Source organism: Photobacterium makurazakiensis (assembly GCF_050336715.1).
Taxonomy (GTDB): Bacteria; Pseudomonadota; Gammaproteobacteria; order Enterobacterales; family Vibrionaceae; genus Photobacterium; species Photobacterium makurazakiensis.
Map to the genome: position 1 here is coordinate 34,303 of NZ_JAKJSJ010000045.1, position 21,834 is coordinate 56,136.

The following is a 21,834-nucleotide window of genomic DNA, read 5'->3' on the forward strand; positions in this document are numbered from 1 at the left end:
TTAGCGAATAATACCGCGTTCTGTGTTATTTAATGCATCTAGTAGCAAGCCAACAGATGGCCATTCTTCCACCATTTCAGCCAACACCGGCTTAACTTCTGCCAGCGTTTTACCAGAGCGATAAATTTCTTTATATGCGCGACGCAGGGCGTGAAGCTCTGGCTTTTCAAAGCCATTACGCTGTAAGCCAACAAGGTTCAAACCAAATGGTGTTGCATGGTTGCCTTGCGCCAACACATAAGGTGGAACATCCTGAACCACGGCAGAACAGCCGCCAACGTAGCTATAAGCACCCACAGTACAAAACGGGTGAATCGCAGACAGTGCCATAACACCGGCATGATCACCAACCGTAACATGCCCACCAAGGATAGAATTGTTACCGATATGAGTATGATTGCCAATGACAACATCATGGGCTACGTGTGCGTTCACACAAAGTAGGTTGTCATCACCAACAGTGGTTACGCCTTTATCTTGCACGGTACCACGGTGAAGCTGAACGCTTTCACGGATCACATTACGGTCACCAATAACTAAACGCGTTGGTTCGCCGTTGTATTTTTTATCTTGGCACTCTTCACCAACGACTGCATTAGGGAAAATTCGGTTATCTTTACCAATAACCGTTGGCCCTTTAATGACAACATGCGACATAACCTCAGTACCGTCACCGATTTCTACATCGCTACCGATATAAGTAAAAGGTCCTACTGTAACGTTAGCACCAATCTTTACGCCGTCTTCAACAACCGCCGATGGATGAATTTTCGCAGTTTCGTGGATCATTAAAATTCTCGTCTTGCACATTTCAGCTCAGCTGAACAAACCACAGCACCGTCAACTTTTGCTACACCATTAAACATAGCAATACCACGGCGCTCCTTCAGGAATTCCACTTCGATGATCATCTGATCACCCGGCCCTACTGGCTTACGGAATTTAGCATTATCAATGCTAGCAAAGTAATACAGTTCATTTTCTGTTGGCGCACCAAACGTTTTAAATGCCAATAGACCCGTAGCCTGAGCCATTGCTTCTAAGATCATAACGCCTGGAAATACCGGCATTTTAGGGAAATGACCAGTGAACTGAGGTTCATTTACAGAAACGTTCTTGATCGCTGTAAGCGTTTTACCTTCATCATAATTCGTTACACGATCAATCATTAAGAATGGGTAACGGTGAGGAAGAAGCTCTTGAATTTCTGTGATATTCAGTGTTTTGTTTTCGCTAGTCAAAACTGAATTCCTGTCTAGTAAATTAGTAAAATGTACAGTTGAAATGAAAGGCCGCCCACATCATGCGGGCGCATCGTTTCTGTTTACTGGCGGGGCGCTATTCGCCGTTCTCTTCCAGCTTTTTTTCAACTGCTTTGAGACGTTTATTCATCTCATCAATCTTCATTGTGCGTGCCGCAGTCTTACGCCACTCGCGGTTTGGCTGAAGTGGGATACCTGATGAGTACATCCCTTTTTCTTCAATACTGCGCATAACCATGCCCATACCAGTAATAGTGACGCCGTCTGCTATATTGATATGGCCATTCAGTACCGAAGCACCACCAATAATACAATATTTACCAATTGTGGTGCTGCCCGCAACAATTGTACCACCCGCCATCGCGGTACCATATCCGATTTGCACGTTATGGGCGATTTGCATTTGGTTATCAAGAATCACATTATCTTCAATAATGGTATCTTCAAGTGCACCACGGTCAATGGTAGTACATGCACCAATTTCAACACGGTTGCCAATGCGTACCGTGCCCAGCTGAGGGATCTTCACCCACTCGCCTTTATCATTCGCATAACCGAAACCATCAGCACCAATCACAGTACTTGACTGAACCAAACATTGTTCGCCCAATACGACACGGTGGTAGATGGTTACATTCGCCCACAACTTAGTACCTGCACCAATTTGAGCGTTCTTACCAATAAAGCAGCCCGCACCAATTTGCGCATTGTCACCAATCTGAGCACCTGATTCGATAACAGCATTATGGCCAATCGCAACGCCTTCACCAATAATGGCATCACTTGCAATATACGCAGAAGGCGCAATATCAGAAGCTGCAACGGGCGTGGTATCCAGCAGTTGAGCCACCAATGCATACCCTAAATAAGGGTCTGCCATAATAAGGGCATTACCCGAAAAGTACTCAATATCACCCGCCTTCAGCATAACCGCAGATGCCTGACATTCTGCCAAGTGCTTGCGGTATTTACTGCTCGACAAGAAGGTAATTTGCCCCTCGTCAGCTTGATCCATCGCCGCAATAGATTCAATAACAACCGTGCCATCACCGCGAAGTTCTGCACCCAATCGTGCTGCTATATCAGCAAGAGTAATTCCAGCCATCTGTAACCTTTTCTTATCAATACTTCTGTTGGTGCTTTATACATCTTCCAACTGGTAATTTTATTCTGAACCAGCAGAATATCATTCCGCTTGGTAAGACCAGTTAATATAAGCCCCAAATAAAACAAGTCGAAAGTAAAAGTGTACCAACGTACCCCTCATACTTTCGACTCATGATTAGGGTCTAACGCCCTTATTCTCATCCGTTATTTTGGCCACAGCCTTATCTAACGGCAGAAATCACTTTCGACGATAAATCATCTTTCGGATTTGCATGCAAGACTGCATTCGCATCAATCACGATGTCGTAACCTTCACGTTTAGCAACATCTTGAATCGCCTGACGAATTTTCTGTACTAATTTCTGCTCTTCTTCAGCACCACGGCGACGTTGGTCTTCCTGCAATGCTTTGGCTTTTAGTTTGTAATCAGACTCTAGTGATGCCATTTCACGCTGCAGTTTCGTACGCTCGCTTGAGCTCATTAGCTCACCATCGCGCTGCATTTTGTCAACTTTCGTCTTCATGCGGTTTTCAATGCCACGTAGTTCATCAATACGATCTTTGAACTCACCACGAAGCTTTTCAGCAACATTATAACGCTGAGCAAGTTCCTGCATCGCTTGGCCTGTTGCCACATAACCCACTTTTTGTGCCGCTTCAGCTGCTTGGGCATACATAGATGAAGAAAGAATAACAAGGCTAAGACCAGCCGCTTTAATCCACTGTTTCACAGGGTATCTCCTTAAAAAATTAGAATGTTCGACCAATGGTGAAGGTAAAGAATTCTTCATCATCACCCTCGTATTTCTTGATTGGACGTGCAATCGAGAATACAAGAGGCCCCATTGGTGACATCCACTGTAATGCGGCACCATAAGACGCACGAATCAATGATGGGTCAGAATAGTCATGGATGTACTTACCATCCGTCTCTTTCAAATCATATTCTGTATCCCATACCGTACCAGCGTCGACAAATACACTGGTACGAATTTGGTTACGAACCTCGTCTGACGCAAACGGCGTCGGAACAATCAGCTCCATACTCGCTAGCGCAACGGCGTTACCACCAGCTGCAGAATCAGATCCAACTAGCTCTGGATTATTACTGCCGCCAGGACCTGGTTCAAGATAAACCGCTTTCGGACCCACGGTATTTGAACGGAAGCCACGTAGTGACGTAAAGCCACCCGCATAGTAGTTTTCGTAGAATGGTAACAGCTGATCACTGCCGTTATCGGTGGTGCCATAACCGTTACCATAGCCAACACGACCACGTAGCAATAAGCTATAGCCGTGATCTTCCGTAATTGGGTAGTACTGGCGAACGTCATATTGAACCTTGAAGTACTGGGCATCAGAGCCCGGCACCGTCATTCGGAATGAGGCACGCTGATGGTTACCTGCCGTAGGGAAGTAACCTCGGTTCAGGTTATTACGTGTCCAGGATACCGACCAATCAAAGTCATCCAGCTCAATGACGTTATCACCACGGTCAAAACCATGGATCTGCTTGAATTTTTCGATTTGGTAGTATTCTTGGGTATTCGAGATCTTATTGTGATCATAACCGACACCAAATTCGAAGAAATTCAATTCATCGAAAGGGAAACCCCACGTCAAACTAGCACCATAGCTCTGGTTGGTGTAATCAGAGATATTCGCATCAGAAGCTTCAAACTCGTTGTAGTAAACTTTACCACCTAAGCTTATGCCGTCTAATGTGAAGTATGGGTCTCGGTATTCCAAGCTCACGTTTTTCTGATAATCGTTCATCATGGCATTAATACCAAAACGGTTACCAGTACCTAAGAAGTTATCCTGCTGGATACCCGCCTGAAAACTGATCCCTGACTCTGTACCATAGCCAATACCAAAGTTAACGTTACCCGCATTCGCTTCTTTCACGTCATACTTAATATCAACTTGATCATCTGAGCCTGGTACTCGAACCGTTTGAACATTAACCGTTTCAAAGAAACCAGTTCGGTTCAAACGTTCTTTACCACGTTCAACAGAGCGTGAGTTTAACCAGCTCCCTTCCATCTGACGCATTTCACGACGTAAAACTTCATCTTTGGTCGAGGTATTCCCTGTAAAGGCAATATTACGCACATAAATTCGTTTGCCCGGTTCAATATTGACGATCAACGATACTTGCTGATTATCATCATCAAAGTCAGGAATGGTGTTGACCTGTGGATAGGCATAACCTAGCTCACCAAGCTTTCGTTTAAGAGATTCCTCCAACGCGGTTACTTCTGCGCCGTTATAAATATCACCGGAATCAATCGCGACTAAGCTTTCTAACTCACTGGTTTTGCCAACAAGATTGCCACGTAACTGAACACCCTCAACCGTATACTGAGCACCTTCATCAAGCTTTAAGGTAATGTATACGCCTTTTTTATCAGGTGAAATAGCAACCTGAGTCGCATCAAGCTTATATTTCAGGTAACCATTATTGAGATACAACGAGCGTAGAGTTTCTAGGTCTCCCGCCAATACCTGTTTCTGATACTTTTTATCAGCGAGGAAGTTCCACCAAGCGACTTCCGCTTGAAGGTTAAATTTGCTTTGCAGCTCTTCGTTAGAAAAGACGTTATTACCGATAAAGTTAATTTGCTGAATTTCAGCAGATACGCCTTCCGTAAATACAAATTTCAAGTCAGAACGGTTTCGTGGTAGCGGAGTAACCACGGCCTGAACCGATGCATTGTATTTACCAACACTGTAGTAAAAGTCTTCCAACCCTTTTTCGATTTTACTCAGGGTTGTTCTATCCAGCGATTCCCCAACACGGACACGAGAAGCATCAAGGTTTTCCTTCAGCTGCTCTTCCTTGATCGCCTTGTTACCTGAAAAGGTAATGCTCGCAATCGTTGGGCGCTCTAATACCTTAACCAGTAAGGTATTACCATCTCGATAGACTTTAATATCTTCAAAGTTACCAGATGCAAACAGAGCTTGGATCATCTCTGAAACATCACGGTCATCTACATTATCACCAACCCTTACCGGCATTTTAAGCAATGCGGCACCAAGGGTGACTCGTTGTAGACCTTCAAAACGGATATCTTCTACTACAAATTGTTCCGCACTATACGCAACACTGCTGCTAAACAAGAGTGATGCGATCAACAGTTTTTTCATCGCCATTACTGTTCTGATTATTCCTTGCTAAAAAACGCTCTTATATTAAAGGCGGGTAAAATCATTGAATAGCGCTACGGCCATTAACGCAACCAAAATGGCTGATCCTACTCTATAACCTATATCCTGAACACGTTCAGAAACAGGACGACGTGTTACCGCTTCAATGGCAAAAAACATTAAATGTCCACCATCCAATACAGGAAGCGGTAACAGATTAACTATCCCCAAGTTGACACTGATTAACGCTAAGAAGCCAAGAAAATACACGATGCCATAGTCAGCAGTCATGCCCGCCCCTTTCGCAATCGATATCGGGCCACTTAGGTTTTTCATCGCAACATCACCCGTGACCAGTTTGGTCACCATATCAAAGGTTAATGTTACCAGTTGCCACGTTTTCTCCGTCGCTTTGCCTACTGCCTCAATCGGGCCGAATTGCAAATTAATACGATAAGATTCAGGCCATGCTTCGACTTTAGGAGCAAAACCAGCATAGCCTATCGCTTCACCGTCAGGGCCATCTTGAGCGCCTGGTGTAAGCGTTAATGATACGCGTTCGTTATCTCGCAATACCTCAAGCGCTAAGGCTTGTTCTGGGTGCGAACGTACCGCATCAACAACCTCTTGCCACTGAGTTACAGCACGCCCATCGATTGCCACAATTTCATCATTTAAACTCAATCCTGCCGCAATTGCTGCCCCACCATCCACAAGTTGTGAGATTGTCAGGGTTATTTCAGGTGAGTATGGTGTAATACCCAGCGTTGTAAGCACACGCTCACGCTCTGGATCAAATGTCCAAGCCGTTAAATCTAACGTACGCTGGCTTTCAAAGCCACCCTGAACATCAGACACCGTCAAGACCATTTCTTTATCACCGATATGAGAAATCATCGCTAGATTAACGGATTCCCAATCAGCGGTTTTGATTCCGGAAATGGATTTTAGTTCCATCCCACTTTCAATTCCTGCTTGTGCCGCAATGGATTGTGGCGCAATTTCACCAATAACAGGGCGTACCGCGGGCATACCAATGAGGTAAACCACCCAGTAAGCAAAGATCGCAAAAATAAAATTCGCTAAAGGACCAGCAGCAACAATCGCACTACGTTGCCACAATTTTTTATTATTGAACGCCATATGGCTTTTTTCAGCAGGCACGTCATCAACTCGCTCATCGAGCATTTTGACATAACCACCCAGCGGGATCATCGCAAGGGTGTACTCAGTGCCATCTTTGCCGACTTTGCGCCACAGCGATTTACCAAAACCGATAGAAAAGCGTTCTACGAATACCCCGCAACGGCGAGCAACCCAAAAGTGTCCAAACTCATGGACTGCAATCAGTATCCCAAGTGCAAGTAAAAACGCACCTAGGTTCCACAAAATCCCTAACATATCTGTACCTTACAAATGACGTCTTCCGCTAATTGGCGAGCTATTCTATCCAGCTCAAGTACGCTTTCCAAGTCAGTTGGTTCACGCATTGGGGCTTTTTCAAGCACTTGTTGGTTTATACGTGCAATATCCGTAAAACCAATTTGATTATTAAGAAAGGCGGCAACGGCCACTTCATTGGCTGCATTTAACGCCGTGGTTGCTGCCTGTCCTGCATAGCAAGCATCCATTGCTAATTTTAAGCATGGATAGCGAGAAAAATCAGGTTTAAGGAAAGTAAATTCACCCACTTGGCTGAAATCAAGCGGTGCAACACCAGCCCCTACTCTTTCAGGATAGGACATTGCACAAGCAATCGGGGTTCTCATATCCGGCAGCCCCATTTGCGCCAGTACCGAACCATCTTTGTATTGCACCATAGAGTGGATCACAGATTGCGGGTGAATGATGACATCCATTTGCTCTCGAGAAGCATTAAATAGCCAGCGGGCTTCGATATACTCCAGGCCTTTATTCATCATTGTTGCCGAATCAACAGAAATTTTCGGCCCCATAGACCAGTTGGGGTGCGCTATCGCCATTTCAGGTGTCACCGCATCAAGTTCAGCAACATCTGTATAGCGGAACGGGCCACCAGAGCCTGTCAGCAATATTTTACTCACACCAGCCGCATTAAGGTCACAATATCCCATTGAACGCTGGATATCGGCCGGTAAGCTCTGGAAAATAGCATTGTGCTCACTATCAACAGGAAGCAACTCTGCGCCATGCTCGCGACATGCATCAATAAACATCTGACCAGACATCACTAGGGCTTCTTTGTTAGCCAGCAAAATGCGCTTACCCGCTTTAACACCAGCCATGGTTGGTAACAAGCCAGCGGCACCCACAATCGCCGCCATGACGGTATCAACCTCATCCAGTGCCGCGACTTGACATAGCCCTTCGTCACCCGCCAGCACTTCGGTATCAATATTATGTTGTTTTAGTCTTGTTGCCAGTTCACTCGCTGCAGAGTCTGATGCCATTGCCGCAAACTTAGGCCGCCATTGAACACATAGCTCGAACATTTTTTGGCTATTGCTTCCCGCAGCCAAAGCAACAACATCAAATAAATCTGGGTTTTGAGCAGCAACAGCAAGCGTGCTGCTACCAATAGAACCCGTCGCACCAAGAATCGTTAACTTACGCATATTATCACTTAACAACACAAAAATTCGTTTGGCATATAAAGCATGGCACCCCCAATGAACACCAACAAGTAATATCTATGTCGGTGGATTCATTAGGAGCACAATAGAGTAGCTTACACTAACCAAAGATAAAGTAAGGCAAAAACAGGAAGGGCTGCGGTTAGGCTATCAATACGGTCTAATATTCCACCATGGCCTGGTAAAATATTACCGCTATCTTTAATGCCAGATACGCGCTTAAACATACTTTCGACGAGGTCGCCGAGTACCGAAGCAACCACCGTAATAACGGCAATGAGTAACAAGCTGCCTAAGCTCACAAATGGAATATCCATTAATGCAGCACCGCTCCATGTCACCAAAACAGCAAGTAATGCTCCTCCTGCTAAACCTTCAATGGTTTTGTTTGGACTAACGGCTGGCGCCATTTTATGTTTACCAAAGCGTTTACCTGAAAAGTATGCACCAGTATCTGCAGCCCATACCAAGAAACACACTAACATCACAACCTTAGCACCGTGATAAGGCGATTCAAGGTAATCGACAGCGCGTAGCATCAGCACGCTCCAAAAGAATGGCAGTAAGGTCAGCAAACCAAAAAGGTATTTCAAAGGGATCGATTTTGACCAGAGCGCAGCACTACGCGGGTAAGTGATCGCTAACGCAGAAGCGATAACCCACCAAATGCCTCCCACCAGTAGCATTGATTGATGCGATGTGGCCAAGGTAGACAAAGCCTCAGCCTCGGTTGGCATAAAGACAATCGATGCGGCAAGTACTGCGGTAGGTAGCGCCATGGCGATAACACGCGATTTTGCTTCTACAAATTGTGTCCACTCCCAAAAGCCAATCAGGGTAATACCTGCAAGTGCGGCCACAAAAGCAGGAAATGGTAAAAGAAAAATTCCTGCAATAACTAGGGGAGCGAGGATGACTGCGGTAATAATACGTTGCTTAAGCAAACTGCGTCCTCTCAATATTATTTTTTAGTTAGCTAGAAAGTCTATTCCAGCCAAGTGTTGCCATGCTGGCAACCAGTAAAAAAGGCATCGAAACCAAATGTCAGATGCCCTAAAGATAAACCACAATTAGACACTCGGTGCCAACTGCCGATTACTGCTCAATGAAAGCTTGTAGTTGTTCACCGGTACAACCAAAGCGGCGTTCTCGGTTCACAAACCATGCTACGGCATTTGCCAAACTGGCTTCATCAAAGTCAGGCCAGTGCTGCTCTGTAAAGTACAATTCCGCGTAAGCTGCTTGCCACAGCATAAAATTACTGATCCGGCATTCGCCACTCGTGCGAATAAGCAAATCAACATCAGGCAGACCTGCCGTTGATAAACCGTCGGCTAGCATGTCTTCGGTAATATCTTCAGCGGTTAAACCGCTGTCAGCAACCTGATGAGCTAAACGCTTCGCCGCCTGTAGAATGTCCCATTGACCACCGTAGTTGGCTGCAACATTGAGCACCATACCAGTGTTATGTTCAGTCAGGGCTTCGGCTTCTACAATTTTTCGCTGTAAACGTTCGCTAAATCGAGTGGTGTCACCAATAATTCGAAGTCGAATATTGTTCTTATGAAGACGTTTTACTTCACGACCTAATACGACCATGAATAGCTCCATCAACACAGAAACCTCTTCCTCAGGACGACGCCAATTCTCACTACTAAAAGCAAATAAAGTGACGACCTTGATCCCAAGGCGATTTGCTGTCGAGACAGTTTTGCGTACAGCTTCTACGCCAGCCTTATGGCCAAACACTCGAGCCTTGCCTTTTGCTTTCGCCCAACGCCCATTTCCGTCCATAATGACAGCAATATGCTTAGGTAAACTCTCAGCAAAAAGTGCAGTATCGATTGCATGCTCTGCCATACATCTCCCTCAAAAAAAAACGCTGTGCTGCACGCACAGCGCCCTAAACCTGATCAAGTTAAGCTAGAAAGTCGATTAAACTTCCATCAACTCTTTTTCTTTGACTTCTAAAACAGAATCAATGTTTTTAACAGCAACATCGGTCAGTTTCTGGATTTCGTCTTGTGCGCGACGATCATCATCTTCAGAAATATCTTTGTCTTTCAAAAGGCTTTTAACATCTGCGTTTGCATCACGGCGAATGTTACGAATCGCAACACGGCCCTGCTCTGCTTCAGCACGTACAATCTTAACAAGATCGCGACGACGCTCTTCCGTTAGTGGAGGAAGTGGAACACGGATCACAGTACCCGCTGACATTGGGTTTAGACCCAGATCAGACATCATGATCGCTTTTTCGATTTTTGGCGTTAGCTCTTTATCGAAAACAGTAATTGCTAGTGTACGTGAATCTTCAGCAACAACGTTTGCAAGTTGCTTCAGTGGTGTGTTTGCACCGTAGTATTCAACGTAAATAGTATCAAGTAGGCTTGGATGCGCACGACCAGTACGGATCTTAGCTAGTTGGTTTTTTAGCGCTTCAACGCTTTTACCCATGCGCTCTTGCGCATCTTGTTTAATTTCATCAATCACGATTAATATCCTTGATTATTCGGTCACTATAGAGGGCACTTAAGCCCCCTATGAAAATTAGTCGTTAGTGATCAGAGTGCCTTCTTGCTCACCCATAACCACGCGGCGAAGAGCGCCAGGCTTATTCATGTTAAAGACACGAATAGGCATACTGTGGTCACGAGCAAGAGTAAATGCGGCTAAGTCCATCACTTTCAGTTCTTTTTCAAGAACATCATTGTAGCCCAGCTTATCACAAAGAACAGCATCAGGGTTTTTAACTGGATCATCTGTGAACACACCATCAACTTTCGTTGCTTTTAGTACCACATCTGCTTCAATTTCAATACCACGTAGGCATGCTGCTGAATCTGTTGTAAAGAATGGGTTACCAGTACCAGCAGAGAAGATAACAACACGGCCTTGACGTAACTGGCTAATTGCATCGGCCCAGTTGTAGTTATCACAAACGCCGTTTAGAGGGATTGCAGACATCACTCGAGCGTTCACATAGGCACGGTGTAGTGCATCACGCATTGCCAAACCGTTCATCACGGTCGCTAGCATACCCATGTGGTCGCCCACAACTCGGTTCATACCTGCTTCTGCAAGGCCTGCACCACGGAACAAGTTACCACCACCGATAACAAGGCCAACTTGAACGCCTAGTTCAATAAGTTCTTTGATTTCCTGAGCCATACGGTCAAGAACTTGCGCGTCAATACCAAAACCTTCGTCGCCCTGTAGCGCTTCACCGCTAAGTTTAAGCAGAATTCGTTGATAACTCGGTTTAGGATTCGTGGTCATTAGTTTACCTTCCAGGCTTACAAATAGAGATATGGAGTTGTAAAAAGACCGCAGCCTTGGCTACGGTCTTTGGAGTTCTTAGCAAGAAGGATTAACCCTTCTGTACTGCTGCTACTTCTTCAGCAAAGCTCATTTCTTGAGCTTTCTCGATACCTTCACCAACTTCAAGACGAACAAAGTTAGTTACTGTAGCACCTTTAGCTTTCAGCATTTGACCAACAGTTTGAGATGGGTCCATGATGAATGCTTGACCAGTTAGAGAAACTTCGCCGGTGAATTTCTTCATACGACCAACAACCATTTTCTCTGCGATCTCTTGTGGCTTGCCAGATTCAACAGCGATAGCTACTTGGATTGCTTTTTCTTTCTCTACAACTTCAGCCGGTACGTCTTCAGGCGTAACGAACTCAGGCTTAGAAGCAGCAACGTGCATAGCAACGTGCTTCATTACTTCTGCATCGCCGTTACCAGCAACAACAACACCGATACGGTCGCCGTGACGGTAAGAAGCAACGTTCTCGCCTTCGATGAATTGAACGCGACGGATAGAGATGTTCTCACCGATTTTAGCTACTAGAGCGATACGCGCGTCTTCAAACTTAGCTTGAAGTGCTGCGATGTCTAGACGCTCAGCTAGAGCTACGTCAAGAACTTCGTTAGCGAATGCTAGGAAGTTAACATCTTTAGCTACGAAGTCAGTTTGGCAGTTAACTTCTAGAAGAGCAGCAACGCCGTTAGCGTCTTTGATTAGGATTGTACCTTCAGCAGCAACGTTACCTGCTTTTTTAGCAGCCTTAGCAGCACCGCTCTTACGCATGTTTTCGATCGCTAGTTCAATGTCAGCGTTCGCTTCAACAAGCGCTTTTTTACATTCCATCATGCCTGCGCCAGTACGTTCGCGCAGTTCTTTAACTAGGGCAGCTGTAACTGTTGCCATCGTTATATCCTCAGTTTAAATACTTGATATAAAAATCAGGGGCCGATAGAGGCCCCTGGTAACCATACTTAGTTTACACAAGGTAACTTAAGAAGCTCAATGAGCTGGTTATTATTCAGCTTCTACGAAACCGTCTTGTTCAGCTTGAACAACGATATCTTGGTTGCGAGCTTCAGTAACAGTTTGAGCAACAGCACCAGTGTATAGCTGGATAGAACGGATTGCATCATCGTTACCAGGGATAACGAAGTCAACGCCGTCTGGGTTAGAGTTAGTATCTACAACAGCAAATACTGGGATACCCAGGTTGTTAGCTTCTTTAATTGCAATGTGTTCGTGATCAGCATCGATTACGAACATAGCGTCTGGTAGACCAGCCATGTTCTTGATACCGCCAAGAGATTTTTCAAGCTTTTCCATTTCACGAGTACGCATTAGCGCTTCTTTCTTGGTTAGCTTGTCGAAAGTTCCGTCTGTAGACTGAACTTCAAGATCTTTTAGACGCTTGATTGACTGACGAACAGTTTTCCAGTTAGTCAGCATACCACCCAACCAACGGTTGTTTACGTAGTACTGGTCACAGTTAACTGCAGCTTCTTTGATAGATTCGCTGGCTGCACGCTTAGTACCAACAAAAAGAACTTTACCCTTACGAGCAGCAATCTTGTTGATTTCTGCTAGAGCGTCGTTGAACATTGGTACAGTTTTCTCAAGGTTGATGATATGTACCTTGTTACGAGCACCAAAGATGAATGGCTTCATTTTTGGGTTCCAGTAACGAGTTTGGTGACCGAAGTGAACACCAGCCTTAAGCATGTCGCGCATTGATACAGTTGCCATTGAATAATCCTCTATGGGGTTAGGCGTCCACATATCCCATCTTGACCGACCCAATAAAACGCCCATTGACGTTACAATCTCGCGAAAGATTGTTTGAGCACCCCGGAAGATGTGCCGATATGTGTGAGTGATTAATAATAAAGTTTAAGTGTAATCTGAATAACCAAATCGAGATCTAATTACCCAATTACGGCGCGCTTTATACCATATTTTAGCAAACGAAATCCAGTTTAAATGTTACTAACCACCCTAAACTTGGTTTCCATCAAGCGCCCTCACTGTTAACATGTAAAGAATAGAAAACAGTCAATGCAGAGAAGATTGAATGAGCATCAAGATCAAAACGGCTGATGAAATTGAAAAAATGCGCGTTGCAGGTCGCTTAGCTGCCAACGTACTTGAGATGATCGAGCCACACGTAAAAGCGGGCGTGACGACCGAAGAACTCGATCGTATCTGCCACGAATACATTACCAATGAGCAAGGTGCGATTCCTGCACCGCTGAATTATCATGGTTTCCCGAAATCAATCTGTACGTCGATTAACCATGTGATCTGCCACGGTATCCCTGCTGAGCAAGATGTAGCCGTTAATGGCAAATACAATAAGCCCGCGGTTTTGAAAGACGGCGACATCATTAACATCGACATCACTGTGATCAAAGATGGTTACCATGGTGATACCTCGAAGATGTTCGAAGTTGGTGAAGTGTCACTTGAAGACAAACGCTTATGTCGCATTGCCCAAGAAAGCCTGTACCTCGCGATGAAAAAAGTGAAACCAGGTACAAAACTTGGTGAAATTGGTACAGCAATCCAAAAATTCATCAAAAATGGCAATAGCCGTTTCTCGATTGTAAAAGATTTCTGTGGTCACGGCATCGGTAACGAGTTCCATGAAGAACCGCAAGTCGTTCACTATAAGAACAACGACCGTACTGTACTCAAAGCCGGTATGTGTTTCACCATCGAGCCGATGATCAACGCTGGCAAGTTTGGCTGTGATGTCGATGATAGCGATGGCTGGACGGTGTACACCGTTGATGGCAAAAAATCAGCACAGTGGGAGCACACTCTACTGGTGACTGAAACCGGTTGTGAAGTGTTAACATTGCGCAAAGACGAAACCATCCCGCGCGTCATGCATAACTAAAGCACCCTTCAACAATAAAAAACCGACTTTAGGTCGGTTTTTTTGTATCCAAGATTTATCGTAATATCCATGATAATGTTAATACAAGACTCCACAACATGCATGGACGGCAATGACAGACTCTTCCTTCATTCCAGCATCCGATACGGCCGATGCCTTTTCACCGGAATATTTGCGTCAAGAACTTGAGCACTTTACAGCGCAACAAAAGCAACAATTTCTTGAGCACGCCCCAGTAACAGCTTTGGTAGAGACGCGCTCACATTACATTGATAATTTGCTCAAACGTTTATGGGAGCACTTTGGTTTATTTAAACAACCAGAACTCGCTTTGATTGCCGTTGGTGGTTACGGCCGTGGTGAATTACACCCATTGTCTGATGTCGACATTTTAATATTGAGTGAAGCGCCCCTTGATGACGCCACAGGGACAACCGTCAGTGCTTTTATCACCCTTTTATGGGATCTAAAATTAGATATTGGCCACAGTGTCCGAACCATCGCCGACTGCATTCAAATCGGCATGGAAGATCTCACCGTCGCGACCAACCTGCAAGAATCACGCTGGCTATGTGGCAGTAGTGACATCTTCCAACAATTGGAAGAGCAAATTAATGCCGGCCATTTTTGGCCCAGTGAGCAGTTTTATCAAGCCAAGCTCAATGAACAGAAAGTACGCCATGCCCGTTATCACGATACCACCTACAATCTTGAGCCTGATATAAAATCGAGCCCCGGCGGTCTACGTGATATTCACACCCTTAGTTGGGTAGCCCGCCGCCACTTTGGTGCCACCAGCCTGCTCGAAATGAGTCGATTTGGCTTCCTAACCGATGCCGAATACCGTGAGCTCGTGGAGTGCCAAGATTCATTATGGCGGATCCGCTTTGCCTTGCATTGTGAATTACGCCGCTACGACAACCGCCTTACCTTTGGCCATCAAGCTTCTGTCGCAGAGCTGCTCGGTTATACCGGAGAAGGAAATCGAGCGGTAGAAATGATGATGAAAGATTTCTACCGAACTTTGCGCCGGGTCGCCGAATTGAACAAAATGCTACTGCAGCTTTTCGACCAAGCAATACTGCCCCAAGATACAGTGGTAGCCCCGACCCTGCTTGATGAGGATTTTCAGCTTAGAGGCCATTTAATTGAAGCCACCAAGCCTGCTCTGTTTCAAGCACGCCCTGAAACAATTTTGGACATGTTCCTGCACATCGCCCGCAACTCAGATATCGAAGGTATTGCCGCACCAACATTACGCCAACTGCGTACAGCTCGCCGACGGCTTAACCGGTTTCTTATCGATATTCCAGAAGCGCGGGATAAGTTCATGGAACTGGTTCGCCAGACGAACTGCTTGCAGAAAGCCTTTCGCCTTATGCATCGCCACGGGGTACTTTCCGCCTACCTCCCCCAGTGGAGTCAGATAGTAGGGCAAATGCAATTCGACCTTTTCCATGTATATACCGTTGATGAGCATTCCGTCAGGGTCTTAAAGAATCTCAATAAATTTAATGATCCAGAAAATCGCGAGCGGCACCCGATTTGTTGCGAGGCCTATCCGCGAATAGCCAAAAAAGAAATCTTGATCCTTGCGGCGATGTTCCATGATATCGCTAAGGGCCGTGGTGGCGATCACTCCGAATTAGGCGGTGTCGATGCCTACGACTTCTGTATCCAGCATGGACTATCCAAACCAGAAGCCAATTTAGTGAAATGGTTAGTAAATCAGCATTTGCTGATGTCGGTAACCGCTCAGCGTCGTGATATATATGACCCTGAAGTCGTCACGGAATTTGCCAAAACCGTTCGTGATGAAGAGCGCCTTGATCACCTTATCTGCCTTACCGTTGCCGATATTTGTGCCACGAACCAAGAGCTATGGAACAGTTGGAAACGTACCCTACTGGCCGAGCTCTATTACTCCACCCAAAAAGCGTTACGACGAGGGCTGGAGAACCCACCAGATGTACGTGAGCGTATCCGCCATAATCAACAAATGGCTTCAGCGCTATTACGCAGTCAAAACTTTGCCCCGCGTGACATTGAAGTACTGTGGCAGCGCTTCAAAGCCGATTACTTCTTGCGCCATACCCACAAGCAAATTGCTTGGCATGCAGAGGCTATCCTTAATCATGAAGATCATGACAAGCCGCTGATCTTGCTCAGCAAGAAACCAACACGCGGCGGTACTGAAGTATTTGTGTATTGTAAGGATAAGACCAAGCTATTCGCACTTGTGGTTTCAGAGCTCGATAAGAAGAACTTAAGCGTGCATGATGCCCAGGTTATGACAAGCAAAGACGGTTACGCTCTTGATACCTTCATGGTGCTTGATCCTAGCGGTAAAGCACTCAATGAAAATCGGCATAATACCGTACGCCGCGCATTAGTCAGCGCCCTGACTCACTGGAAGTCAGACCGCAAGAAAAAAAGATCACCACACAAACTACAGCATTTTAATGTAAAAACTCAGGTGCACTTCTTACCAACCAAGTCTGGTAAGAAAACCATGATTGAACTTGTTGCACTGGATATGCCAGGCCTATTGGCTCGGATTAGCGCTGTCTTTGCACGCCAAAATATCAGCCTACAGGCTGCTAAAATTACCACTATTGGTGAACGCGCAGAAGATTTCTTCATTGTCACCAACCAAGAAGGCACACAACTTACCGAAGAACAGCAAGCACAGTTAAAAGAGGCTTTGTTTACTCAGCTAGAGAAAAAATAATAAAACGTTAAGCAGAGGCTAAACACTTCTGCTTCTCCAATATAGTGAAACCAATAACCTTATGAGGCCTGTATGTACCCAAACCTCACCAGTATCGGCATTGAAAAGCCTGAAAGTATTGAACGTTACAGCCTTCGCCAAGAAGCGACAAATGACATTCTAAAAATCTATTTTACTAAGCAAAAAGGGGAGCTATTCGCCAAAAGCGTGAAGTTTAAATTTCCCCGCCAGCGAAAGACTGTCGTGGTAAACAGCAGCAGCCGTGAATACAAGGAAGTAACTGAAATCAACCGTAGCTTAACGTTTATCATTGATGAGCTCGACCAAGTCACTAACCGTAAACACAGTGATGTTGATATTAAGAAGAAAATATTAGGGGATTTACGTCATTTAGAACAAGTCGTAACCCATAAGATCGCCGAGATCGAAGCTGATCTGGAAAAATTAAAGTGATCGAAACAAAATTAGATAAGAGCCCTGCACAGGGCTCCTCTGTCACTGTTATGCCGCATCCGCCAACTTAGTCCAACCGACTACCCAAGGCATTGCGACTTCCAGCGCATCAAAATGAACACAGGCATCCACATCTAAACGCTCTGCTAATGGCTTAGCCTGTAATTGTTGCAATAATTCATCAAATTGCCGTCCGCCACCACAAAACCGATCTTCGCCATAACTGGAGTCACCCAAGGCAATGACCCCGTAGCGTAATTGTGGCATTAGCGGAAAAGTATCATTGAGTGCCTGATAAAGCGGAAGCAGAGTATCGGGGATCTCTCCTTGCCCGGTGGTCGAGGTGATCACTAAAATGAGATCGCGCTGATAAGCCAGAAATTCTTCTAACGTTGGCTCAATAAATAGCTGCGTTTGATGCCCAACCTCAGTTAAATACCGCGTAACGTCCTCGGCAACTTCTTCAGCACCACCAAATACCGAACCAACAAACACACCTATTTTAGCCATAATGCAACACCATCCTTTGTGCGATTAAGCAATTTAGTTAACCAACTAATAATAACTGTGGCTGTTGATACGGTTTGATGCAAATTTATTGTTTTTTATCAGGGCTCATTAATGCATTATCCCACTCAAAAGCATCCATCACCCGTAGCCAAGGCTCATCCACCGTTGCTCGAATATCTAAAGCTTCCCCAGTAATTGGGTGCTCAAACTGCAAACGCGATGCATGTAACATCAAACGGTGGCAATCATAATTTTCACGGAACATACGATTATGACGACCGTCACCATGGTTAACATCACCAATAATGTGATGACTTAAATGATGCATATGGCGGCGTAGCTGGTGCTTGCGGCCTGTTTCTGGCTTCATTTCAACCAAGCAATAACGACTGGTGCTATAGCGCCCAACCGGAATGTTGGTTTCTACCGTCGCCAACGGCTGATAAGCAGTAACCGCCTCTTGCGCTTCTTGCTCTTCACTCGCATTTTTATCAGCGATTTTATCTAACTCTTTCTTCAACGGATAATCCAATACCGCCGCTTCTTTAATCCAACCACGCACGACCGCATGGTATGTTTTATGAATATCACGACCAGCAAACAGTGGCATCATCTGTGCCGCAATTTCGCTGGATAAGCCAAAAATCAGCACACCTGAAGTAGGACGGTCAAGGCGATGCAAAGGGAAAACATGCTGACCAATCTGATCACGCAGGGTTTGCATCACAAATAGTGTTTCATGGCTATCAAGCCAAGAACGGTGCACTAACATACCCGCGGGCTTATTCACCGCCACTAAATATTCGTCTTGGAATAAAATTTCGAGTTCCATTGCGCTCACTTCGCTTTCATTAAATTATCGAATTCATGACACACCGTTATAACGGCATCGCCCCCTACAATTTCTTTCATCGCTTCTTCCACGTACGGAGCGATCTCAAATTGAGTTGGCAACGGCAACCCCAGCTGAACAAGTTGATTCATTTTAGGAATAAAAATCCATTGTAACCACTGGGCACAAGATAAGGTATCAATCGCAAATGGCTCAACACTGGCTAACGCCTGCGCACTTGGTTCCGTTGTTTCCCATAGCTGCTGTTGTTGCATAGTCTGTTGCAGTTTCACCAACAGTTGTTGGCAATAAAGGTACTTATTCACCTTTTTACTCCCAGCTCGATGAATTCAGGCGCGCAAGGATACCATCTCGCACCCAGAGTCCATATAATCAAAGAACCATTTAGGAGTAATCAAAGATGTCCATGGATAATTTTCATACCCTCACCCAACTATTAGACAATGCTGGCTGTCATTATAAGATTTTTGACCTTGGTCGCCGCGTAGCTGAGATCGACGTTGAACAATTCAAGGCTGTTGAAGACAACCGCCAGCCCTATCCATGGCCATTGCAGCAACATGCTAATATCTCCATCTCGTTTTGGCAGAAAAATACCCCGCCATGGATTTGGTTCTTACGCTTGCCGCTCGACGAGCGTGGCCTTCTAAAGCAGGCTGCTGTTGGTGACTTCATCAAGTATGTTATTGAGGCGATGGGCGCAACACTTAACACCGTGCCAACCGAAGAAGAACAGGAAAAACTCGCAGCAAACCCATACACCTTTAAACCCAACGATGACAAAATGGCAATTTTCCACGCCCAGATCCGCCAAGAATTGTCACTACCTGCCAGCCATTATTATGAGCATGCGCAGCACTTTTTAAGCGGTGAGCTTGGCTGGGATAAATGGCAAGGCATTGGTCTTCAAGGTTTGGCCGATGTTTGTGCACGAATGAAGCAAGCGAACAATACGACACTACTTCGAAAATCACTCAACCATCTTCCGTTAACACCATTATATGCCCTACTCGGTTGCTTAGAGCATTGCGAGCTATCCGATAGTTTGTCATCTCGTATTGCCGAACGTATTAACGATGAAATAGCCGCTGAAGAGGTCGATCTCTTCCTCGTCAGCGCACTACTACGTTCGCTTTCAGGTGCAAACAATGCATTGCTTGGCCAAACGCTAGAGCGCGTATTAGCTCGACCTGAGCTGTGCCATCCAGAGGTGATGGTGGCCATTGCAGGCCGTTGTTGGAATGGCTTAGCAACGACCGAAACAGCCAGCCTATTCCTGTTACGCTTAGCTGAAACAGGCGATCAAACCCTATTTAACCAACTCTTTGCTGATTTGGTGATGCTACCTATTCTAAGGGGGATCATGCTGCAAGTACTGCACAGCCAAGCAAATCCAGCACTTGTTGAAGCCATTGCTAAATTACAACAGCAGACTCGAAGCCAGCAACCATAAAGGATTACGGTATATATTATGGATAATTTACTGGGGATTTTAGGGCTAACGCTGCTCGGTTATTTATTTTGGCAACAACGCCGACAAACCGAGCTGGCACAGCAGTTTATAAACTTGCGGTGTGAACGACTTGGTTTACAGCTTTTGAATACAGCCCGAGGCTCACACAAACTGCGTGATAAGGATGGAAACTGGTGCTGGCACACGCTGTATTGGTTCGAGTTTTCAGCAGATGGGCAAGATGCTTATCAAGGGCATGTCGTTATGAAGGGGTTTAGACCCGTCGCATTTAATGTACCGCCTCACCGGATGCCTGATTAACGGCCAAGCCCAAGTTGCTCTCATCACAAATTGCGCCCATAAAAGAACGGGCGCAACTTTCGTTGCGCCCTTAGGTCTTACTTGCAGCAATCCCGCTACTACGGTGCTCCCTGCATCAATCCATTGAACTGCTGTAATCCGTCAGCAAATTCCTTTAATTCTTCGTCCAGAAGTTGTCCTTCGGCCTTCCTGACCCATCAGCACATCCTGTCCTGATTCTCATCATCCAATCCTGGAGGTGTCCCTAACTTCGTCCTGAAGTGGTCCTTTTGTCATCCTGACCAGTAAATATCCTGCTTACTGTTTTGCCTATCCTAGGCCATCCCTTCACAGTCCATGTTCGATATACCATCCTAGTACACCGGTCTCATCCTAAGACTACCACTCCGTGGCTTTTTCCTGTTCCGTTCCGTCAGTTCCTTCCGACACCAATAAGATTACGCTTTTGACTAAAAGAATGAACCCCTCAAAACAACTTTAATCCACTGCAATAAAATAGTTATTCAACCACGAATACATCAATCACCATAAAATCAATAAGTTATACTTTAGTGAATGATTATATCTGATCGTAGAACCCGATTTATCCCACGCTGTTGTAAGAGATCTCTCACAAGCTAGTGCGATTAAGACTGAAAACCATTCGGCAAGCTAGCAGCCAGATAAGCGTAAGAAAGATAGAGATAGAGATAGAGATAGAGATAGAGTTAGAGATAGAGTTAGAGATAGAGAGAAAGGTAAATTCAAATACAACAAGGTATAACTGGTGTGTAAGTTTGAGTGGTTCTGGAATAGCGTGTTTGGAATAAGGGGTATGAATTGGATAGTTGGAGCAGAAACAAGCGAGGCCGAAAAAAGAGCGGGCGCAACTTGCGTTGCGCCCTTAGGTCTTACTTGCAGCAATCCCGCTACTATGGTGCTCCCTGCATCATTCCGTTGACTGCTGTAATCCGTCAGCATTGTCCTTTTGACTTCATCCTGAAGTTGTCCTTTGGCCTTCCTGACCCATCAGCACATCCTGTCCTGATTCTCATCATCCGTCCTGGAGGTGTCCCTAACTTCGTCCTGAAGTGGTCCTTTTGTCATCCTGACCAGTAAACATCCTGCTTACTGTTTTGCCTATCCTAGGCTATCCCTTCACAGTCCATGTTCGATATACCATCCTAGTAC

Annotated in this window: 21 protein-coding genes; 5 read left to right on the forward strand and 16 right to left on the reverse strand. The window is 45.4% G+C overall.

What is annotated here, in order from left to right; translation table 11 throughout:
• The 13 genes from lpxA to rpsB form a co-directional block, all read right to left on the reverse strand.
• Positions 1-789 carry an acyl-ACP--UDP-N-acetylglucosamine O-acyltransferase gene (gene lpxA / locus L4D09_RS19290; RefSeq protein WP_428459155.1) on the reverse strand — a complete coding sequence of 263 codons (789 nt, stop codon included), beginning with the start codon at positions 787-789 and terminating at the stop codon, positions 1-3.
• The gene (fabZ, locus tag L4D09_RS19295) at positions 789-1,241 is read right to left on the reverse strand and encodes a 3-hydroxyacyl-ACP dehydratase FabZ (protein WP_428459156.1); all 453 of its coding nucleotides are present in this window, start codon (positions 1,239-1,241) and stop codon (positions 789-791) included. Before fabZ ends, lpxA begins: the two co-directional genes overlap by 1 nt.
• A 97-nt stretch (positions 1,242-1,338) precedes the next feature.
• Positions 1,339-2,367, reverse strand: a complete 1,029-nt coding sequence (gene lpxD, locus L4D09_RS19300) for a UDP-3-O-(3-hydroxymyristoyl)glucosamine N-acyltransferase (protein WP_428459157.1) — start codon at positions 2,365-2,367, stop codon at positions 1,339-1,341.
• A gap of 223 nt (positions 2,368-2,590) precedes the next feature.
• Complete coding sequence (locus tag L4D09_RS19305; protein WP_428459158.1) at positions 2,591-3,100, reverse strand: OmpH family outer membrane protein; 510 nt, start codon at positions 3,098-3,100, stop codon at positions 2,591-2,593.
• Positions 3,101-3,119: 19 nt separating this feature from the next.
• On the reverse strand, positions 3,120-5,528 hold the full coding sequence (bamA, locus tag L4D09_RS19310) for an outer membrane protein assembly factor BamA (protein WP_428459159.1): 2,409 nt from the start codon (positions 5,526-5,528) through the stop codon (positions 3,120-3,122).
• A 39-nt stretch (positions 5,529-5,567) separates the two neighbouring features.
• Positions 5,568-6,923: a sigma E protease regulator RseP gene (gene rseP / locus L4D09_RS19315; protein WP_428459160.1), complete on the reverse strand. Its 1,356-nt coding sequence runs from the start codon at positions 6,921-6,923 to the stop codon at positions 5,568-5,570.
• Complete coding sequence (gene ispC, locus L4D09_RS19320; RefSeq protein WP_428459161.1) at positions 6,917-8,116, reverse strand: 1-deoxy-D-xylulose-5-phosphate reductoisomerase; 1,200 nt, start codon at positions 8,114-8,116, stop codon at positions 6,917-6,919. Before ispC ends, rseP begins: the two co-directional genes overlap by 7 nt.
• 113 nt (positions 8,117-8,229) lie before the next feature.
• The gene (locus L4D09_RS19325; protein ID WP_428459162.1) at positions 8,230-9,078 is read right to left on the reverse strand and encodes a phosphatidate cytidylyltransferase; all 849 of its coding nucleotides are present in this window, start codon (positions 9,076-9,078) and stop codon (positions 8,230-8,232) included.
• Between the two features lie 151 nt (positions 9,079-9,229).
• Entirely contained in the window at positions 9,230-9,994 is a 765-nt protein-coding gene (gene uppS, locus L4D09_RS19330) for an undecaprenyl pyrophosphate synthase (protein ID WP_428459163.1), read from the reverse strand.
• Positions 9,995-10,069: 75 nt separating this feature from the next.
• Positions 10,070-10,627: a ribosome recycling factor gene (frr, locus tag L4D09_RS19335; RefSeq protein ID WP_428459164.1), complete on the reverse strand. Its 558-nt coding sequence runs from the start codon at positions 10,625-10,627 to the stop codon at positions 10,070-10,072.
• 57 nt (positions 10,628-10,684) lie between these two features.
• Positions 10,685-11,413 (reverse strand): UMP kinase, encoded by a 729-nt coding sequence (gene pyrH / locus L4D09_RS19340; RefSeq protein ID WP_428459165.1) that lies wholly within the window; start codon positions 11,411-11,413, stop codon positions 10,685-10,687.
• A 91-nt stretch (positions 11,414-11,504) separates the two neighbouring features.
• Positions 11,505-12,350, reverse strand: a complete 846-nt coding sequence (tsf, locus tag L4D09_RS19345; protein WP_428459166.1) for a translation elongation factor Ts — start codon at positions 12,348-12,350, stop codon at positions 11,505-11,507.
• A 111-nt stretch (positions 12,351-12,461) separates the two neighbouring features.
• On the reverse strand, positions 12,462-13,190 hold the full coding sequence (gene rpsB, locus L4D09_RS19350) for a 30S ribosomal protein S2 (RefSeq protein ID WP_428459167.1): 729 nt from the start codon (positions 13,188-13,190) through the stop codon (positions 12,462-12,464).
• 325 nt (positions 13,191-13,515) lie between these two features.
• Between rpsB and map the strand changes: the two genes are divergently transcribed.
• The 3 genes from map to L4D09_RS19365 all read left to right on the forward strand — a co-directional run bounded on the left by map (position 13,516) and on the right by L4D09_RS19365 (position 17,527).
• Complete coding sequence (gene map, locus L4D09_RS19355; protein ID WP_428459168.1) at positions 13,516-14,343, forward strand: type I methionyl aminopeptidase; 828 nt, start codon at positions 13,516-13,518, stop codon at positions 14,341-14,343.
• Between the two features lie 112 nt (positions 14,344-14,455).
• The gene (gene glnD, locus L4D09_RS19360) at positions 14,456-17,074 is read left to right on the forward strand and encodes a bifunctional uridylyltransferase/uridylyl-removing protein GlnD (RefSeq protein WP_428459169.1); all 2,619 of its coding nucleotides are present in this window, start codon (positions 14,456-14,458) and stop codon (positions 17,072-17,074) included.
• Positions 17,075-17,146: 72 nt separating this feature from the next.
• Positions 17,147-17,527: a DUF3461 family protein gene (locus L4D09_RS19365; protein ID WP_428459170.1), complete on the forward strand. Its 381-nt coding sequence runs from the start codon at positions 17,147-17,149 to the stop codon at positions 17,525-17,527.
• 48 nt (positions 17,528-17,575) lie between these two features.
• Here the strand turns inward: L4D09_RS19365 and L4D09_RS19370 are convergent, their stop codons facing one another.
• From L4D09_RS19370 to L4D09_RS19380, 3 genes are all read right to left on the reverse strand, one after another.
• Positions 17,576-18,037 carry a flavodoxin gene (locus tag L4D09_RS19370; RefSeq protein WP_428459171.1) on the reverse strand — a complete coding sequence of 154 codons (462 nt, stop codon included), beginning with the start codon at positions 18,035-18,037 and terminating at the stop codon, positions 17,576-17,578.
• An 85-nt stretch (positions 18,038-18,122) separates the two neighbouring features.
• Complete coding sequence (gene truC / locus L4D09_RS19375; RefSeq protein WP_428459172.1) at positions 18,123-18,869, reverse strand: tRNA pseudouridine(65) synthase TruC; 747 nt, start codon at positions 18,867-18,869, stop codon at positions 18,123-18,125.
• Between the two features lie 5 nt (positions 18,870-18,874).
• A complete protein-coding gene (locus L4D09_RS19380) occupies positions 18,875-19,195 on the reverse strand; it encodes a YqcC family protein (RefSeq protein WP_428459173.1) in 321 nt (106 codons plus the stop codon).
• Between the two features lie 95 nt (positions 19,196-19,290).
• Here L4D09_RS19380 and L4D09_RS19385 point away from each other — a divergent pair, with 95 nt between their 5' ends.
• On the forward strand, positions 19,291-20,343 hold the full coding sequence (locus L4D09_RS19385) for a DUF3549 family protein (RefSeq protein WP_428459174.1): 1,053 nt from the start codon (positions 19,291-19,293) through the stop codon (positions 20,341-20,343).
• Positions 20,344-20,361: 18 nt separating this feature from the next.
• Positions 20,362-20,664, forward strand: a complete 303-nt coding sequence (locus tag L4D09_RS19390) for a DUF3301 domain-containing protein (RefSeq protein WP_428459175.1) — start codon at positions 20,362-20,364, stop codon at positions 20,662-20,664.
• Positions 20,665-21,834 lie beyond the last annotated feature (1,170 nt).

What these genes read in the sequence shown, in the direction of transcription:
- lpxA (WP_428459155.1), bottom strand. Translation starts at nt 789, where the DNA reads ATGATCCACGAAACTGCGAAAATTCATCCATCGGCGGTTGTTGAAGAC.
- lpxD (WP_428459157.1), bottom strand. Translation starts at nt 2,367, where the DNA reads ATGGCTGGAATTACTCTTGCTGATATAGCAGCACGATTGGGTGCAGAA.
- bamA (WP_428459159.1), bottom strand. Translation starts at nt 5,528, where the DNA reads ATGGCGATGAAAAAACTGTTGATCGCATCACTCTTGTTTAGCAGCAGT.
- rseP (WP_428459160.1), bottom strand. Translation starts at nt 6,923, where the DNA reads ATGTTAGGGATTTTGTGGAACCTAGGTGCGTTTTTACTTGCACTTGGG.
- ispC (WP_428459161.1), bottom strand. Translation starts at nt 8,116, where the DNA reads ATGCGTAAGTTAACGATTCTTGGTGCGACGGGTTCTATTGGTAGCAGC.
- uppS (WP_428459163.1), bottom strand. Translation starts at nt 9,994, where the DNA reads ATGGCAGAGCATGCAATCGATACTGCACTTTTTGCTGAGAGTTTACCT.
- pyrH (WP_428459165.1), bottom strand. Translation starts at nt 11,413, where the DNA reads ATGACCACGAATCCTAAACCGAGTTATCAACGAATTCTGCTTAAACTT.
- tsf (WP_428459166.1), bottom strand. Translation starts at nt 12,350, where the DNA reads ATGGCAACAGTTACAGCTGCCCTAGTTAAAGAACTGCGCGAACGTACT.
- rpsB (WP_428459167.1), bottom strand. Translation starts at nt 13,190, where the DNA reads ATGGCAACTGTATCAATGCGCGACATGCTTAAGGCTGGTGTTCACTTC.
- map (WP_428459168.1), top strand. Translation starts at nt 13,516, where the DNA reads ATGAGCATCAAGATCAAAACGGCTGATGAAATTGAAAAAATGCGCGTT.
- glnD (WP_428459169.1), top strand. Translation starts at nt 14,456, where the DNA reads ATGACAGACTCTTCCTTCATTCCAGCATCCGATACGGCCGATGCCTTT.
- L4D09_RS19365 (WP_428459170.1), top strand. Translation starts at nt 17,147, where the DNA reads ATGTACCCAAACCTCACCAGTATCGGCATTGAAAAGCCTGAAAGTATT.
- L4D09_RS19370 (WP_428459171.1), bottom strand. Translation starts at nt 18,037, where the DNA reads ATGGCTAAAATAGGTGTGTTTGTTGGTTCGGTATTTGGTGGTGCTGAA.
- truC (WP_428459172.1), bottom strand. Translation starts at nt 18,869, where the DNA reads ATGGAACTCGAAATTTTATTCCAAGACGAATATTTAGTGGCGGTGAAT.
- L4D09_RS19385 (WP_428459174.1), top strand. Translation starts at nt 19,291, where the DNA reads ATGTCCATGGATAATTTTCATACCCTCACCCAACTATTAGACAATGCT.
- L4D09_RS19390 (WP_428459175.1), top strand. Translation starts at nt 20,362, where the DNA reads ATGGATAATTTACTGGGGATTTTAGGGCTAACGCTGCTCGGTTATTTA.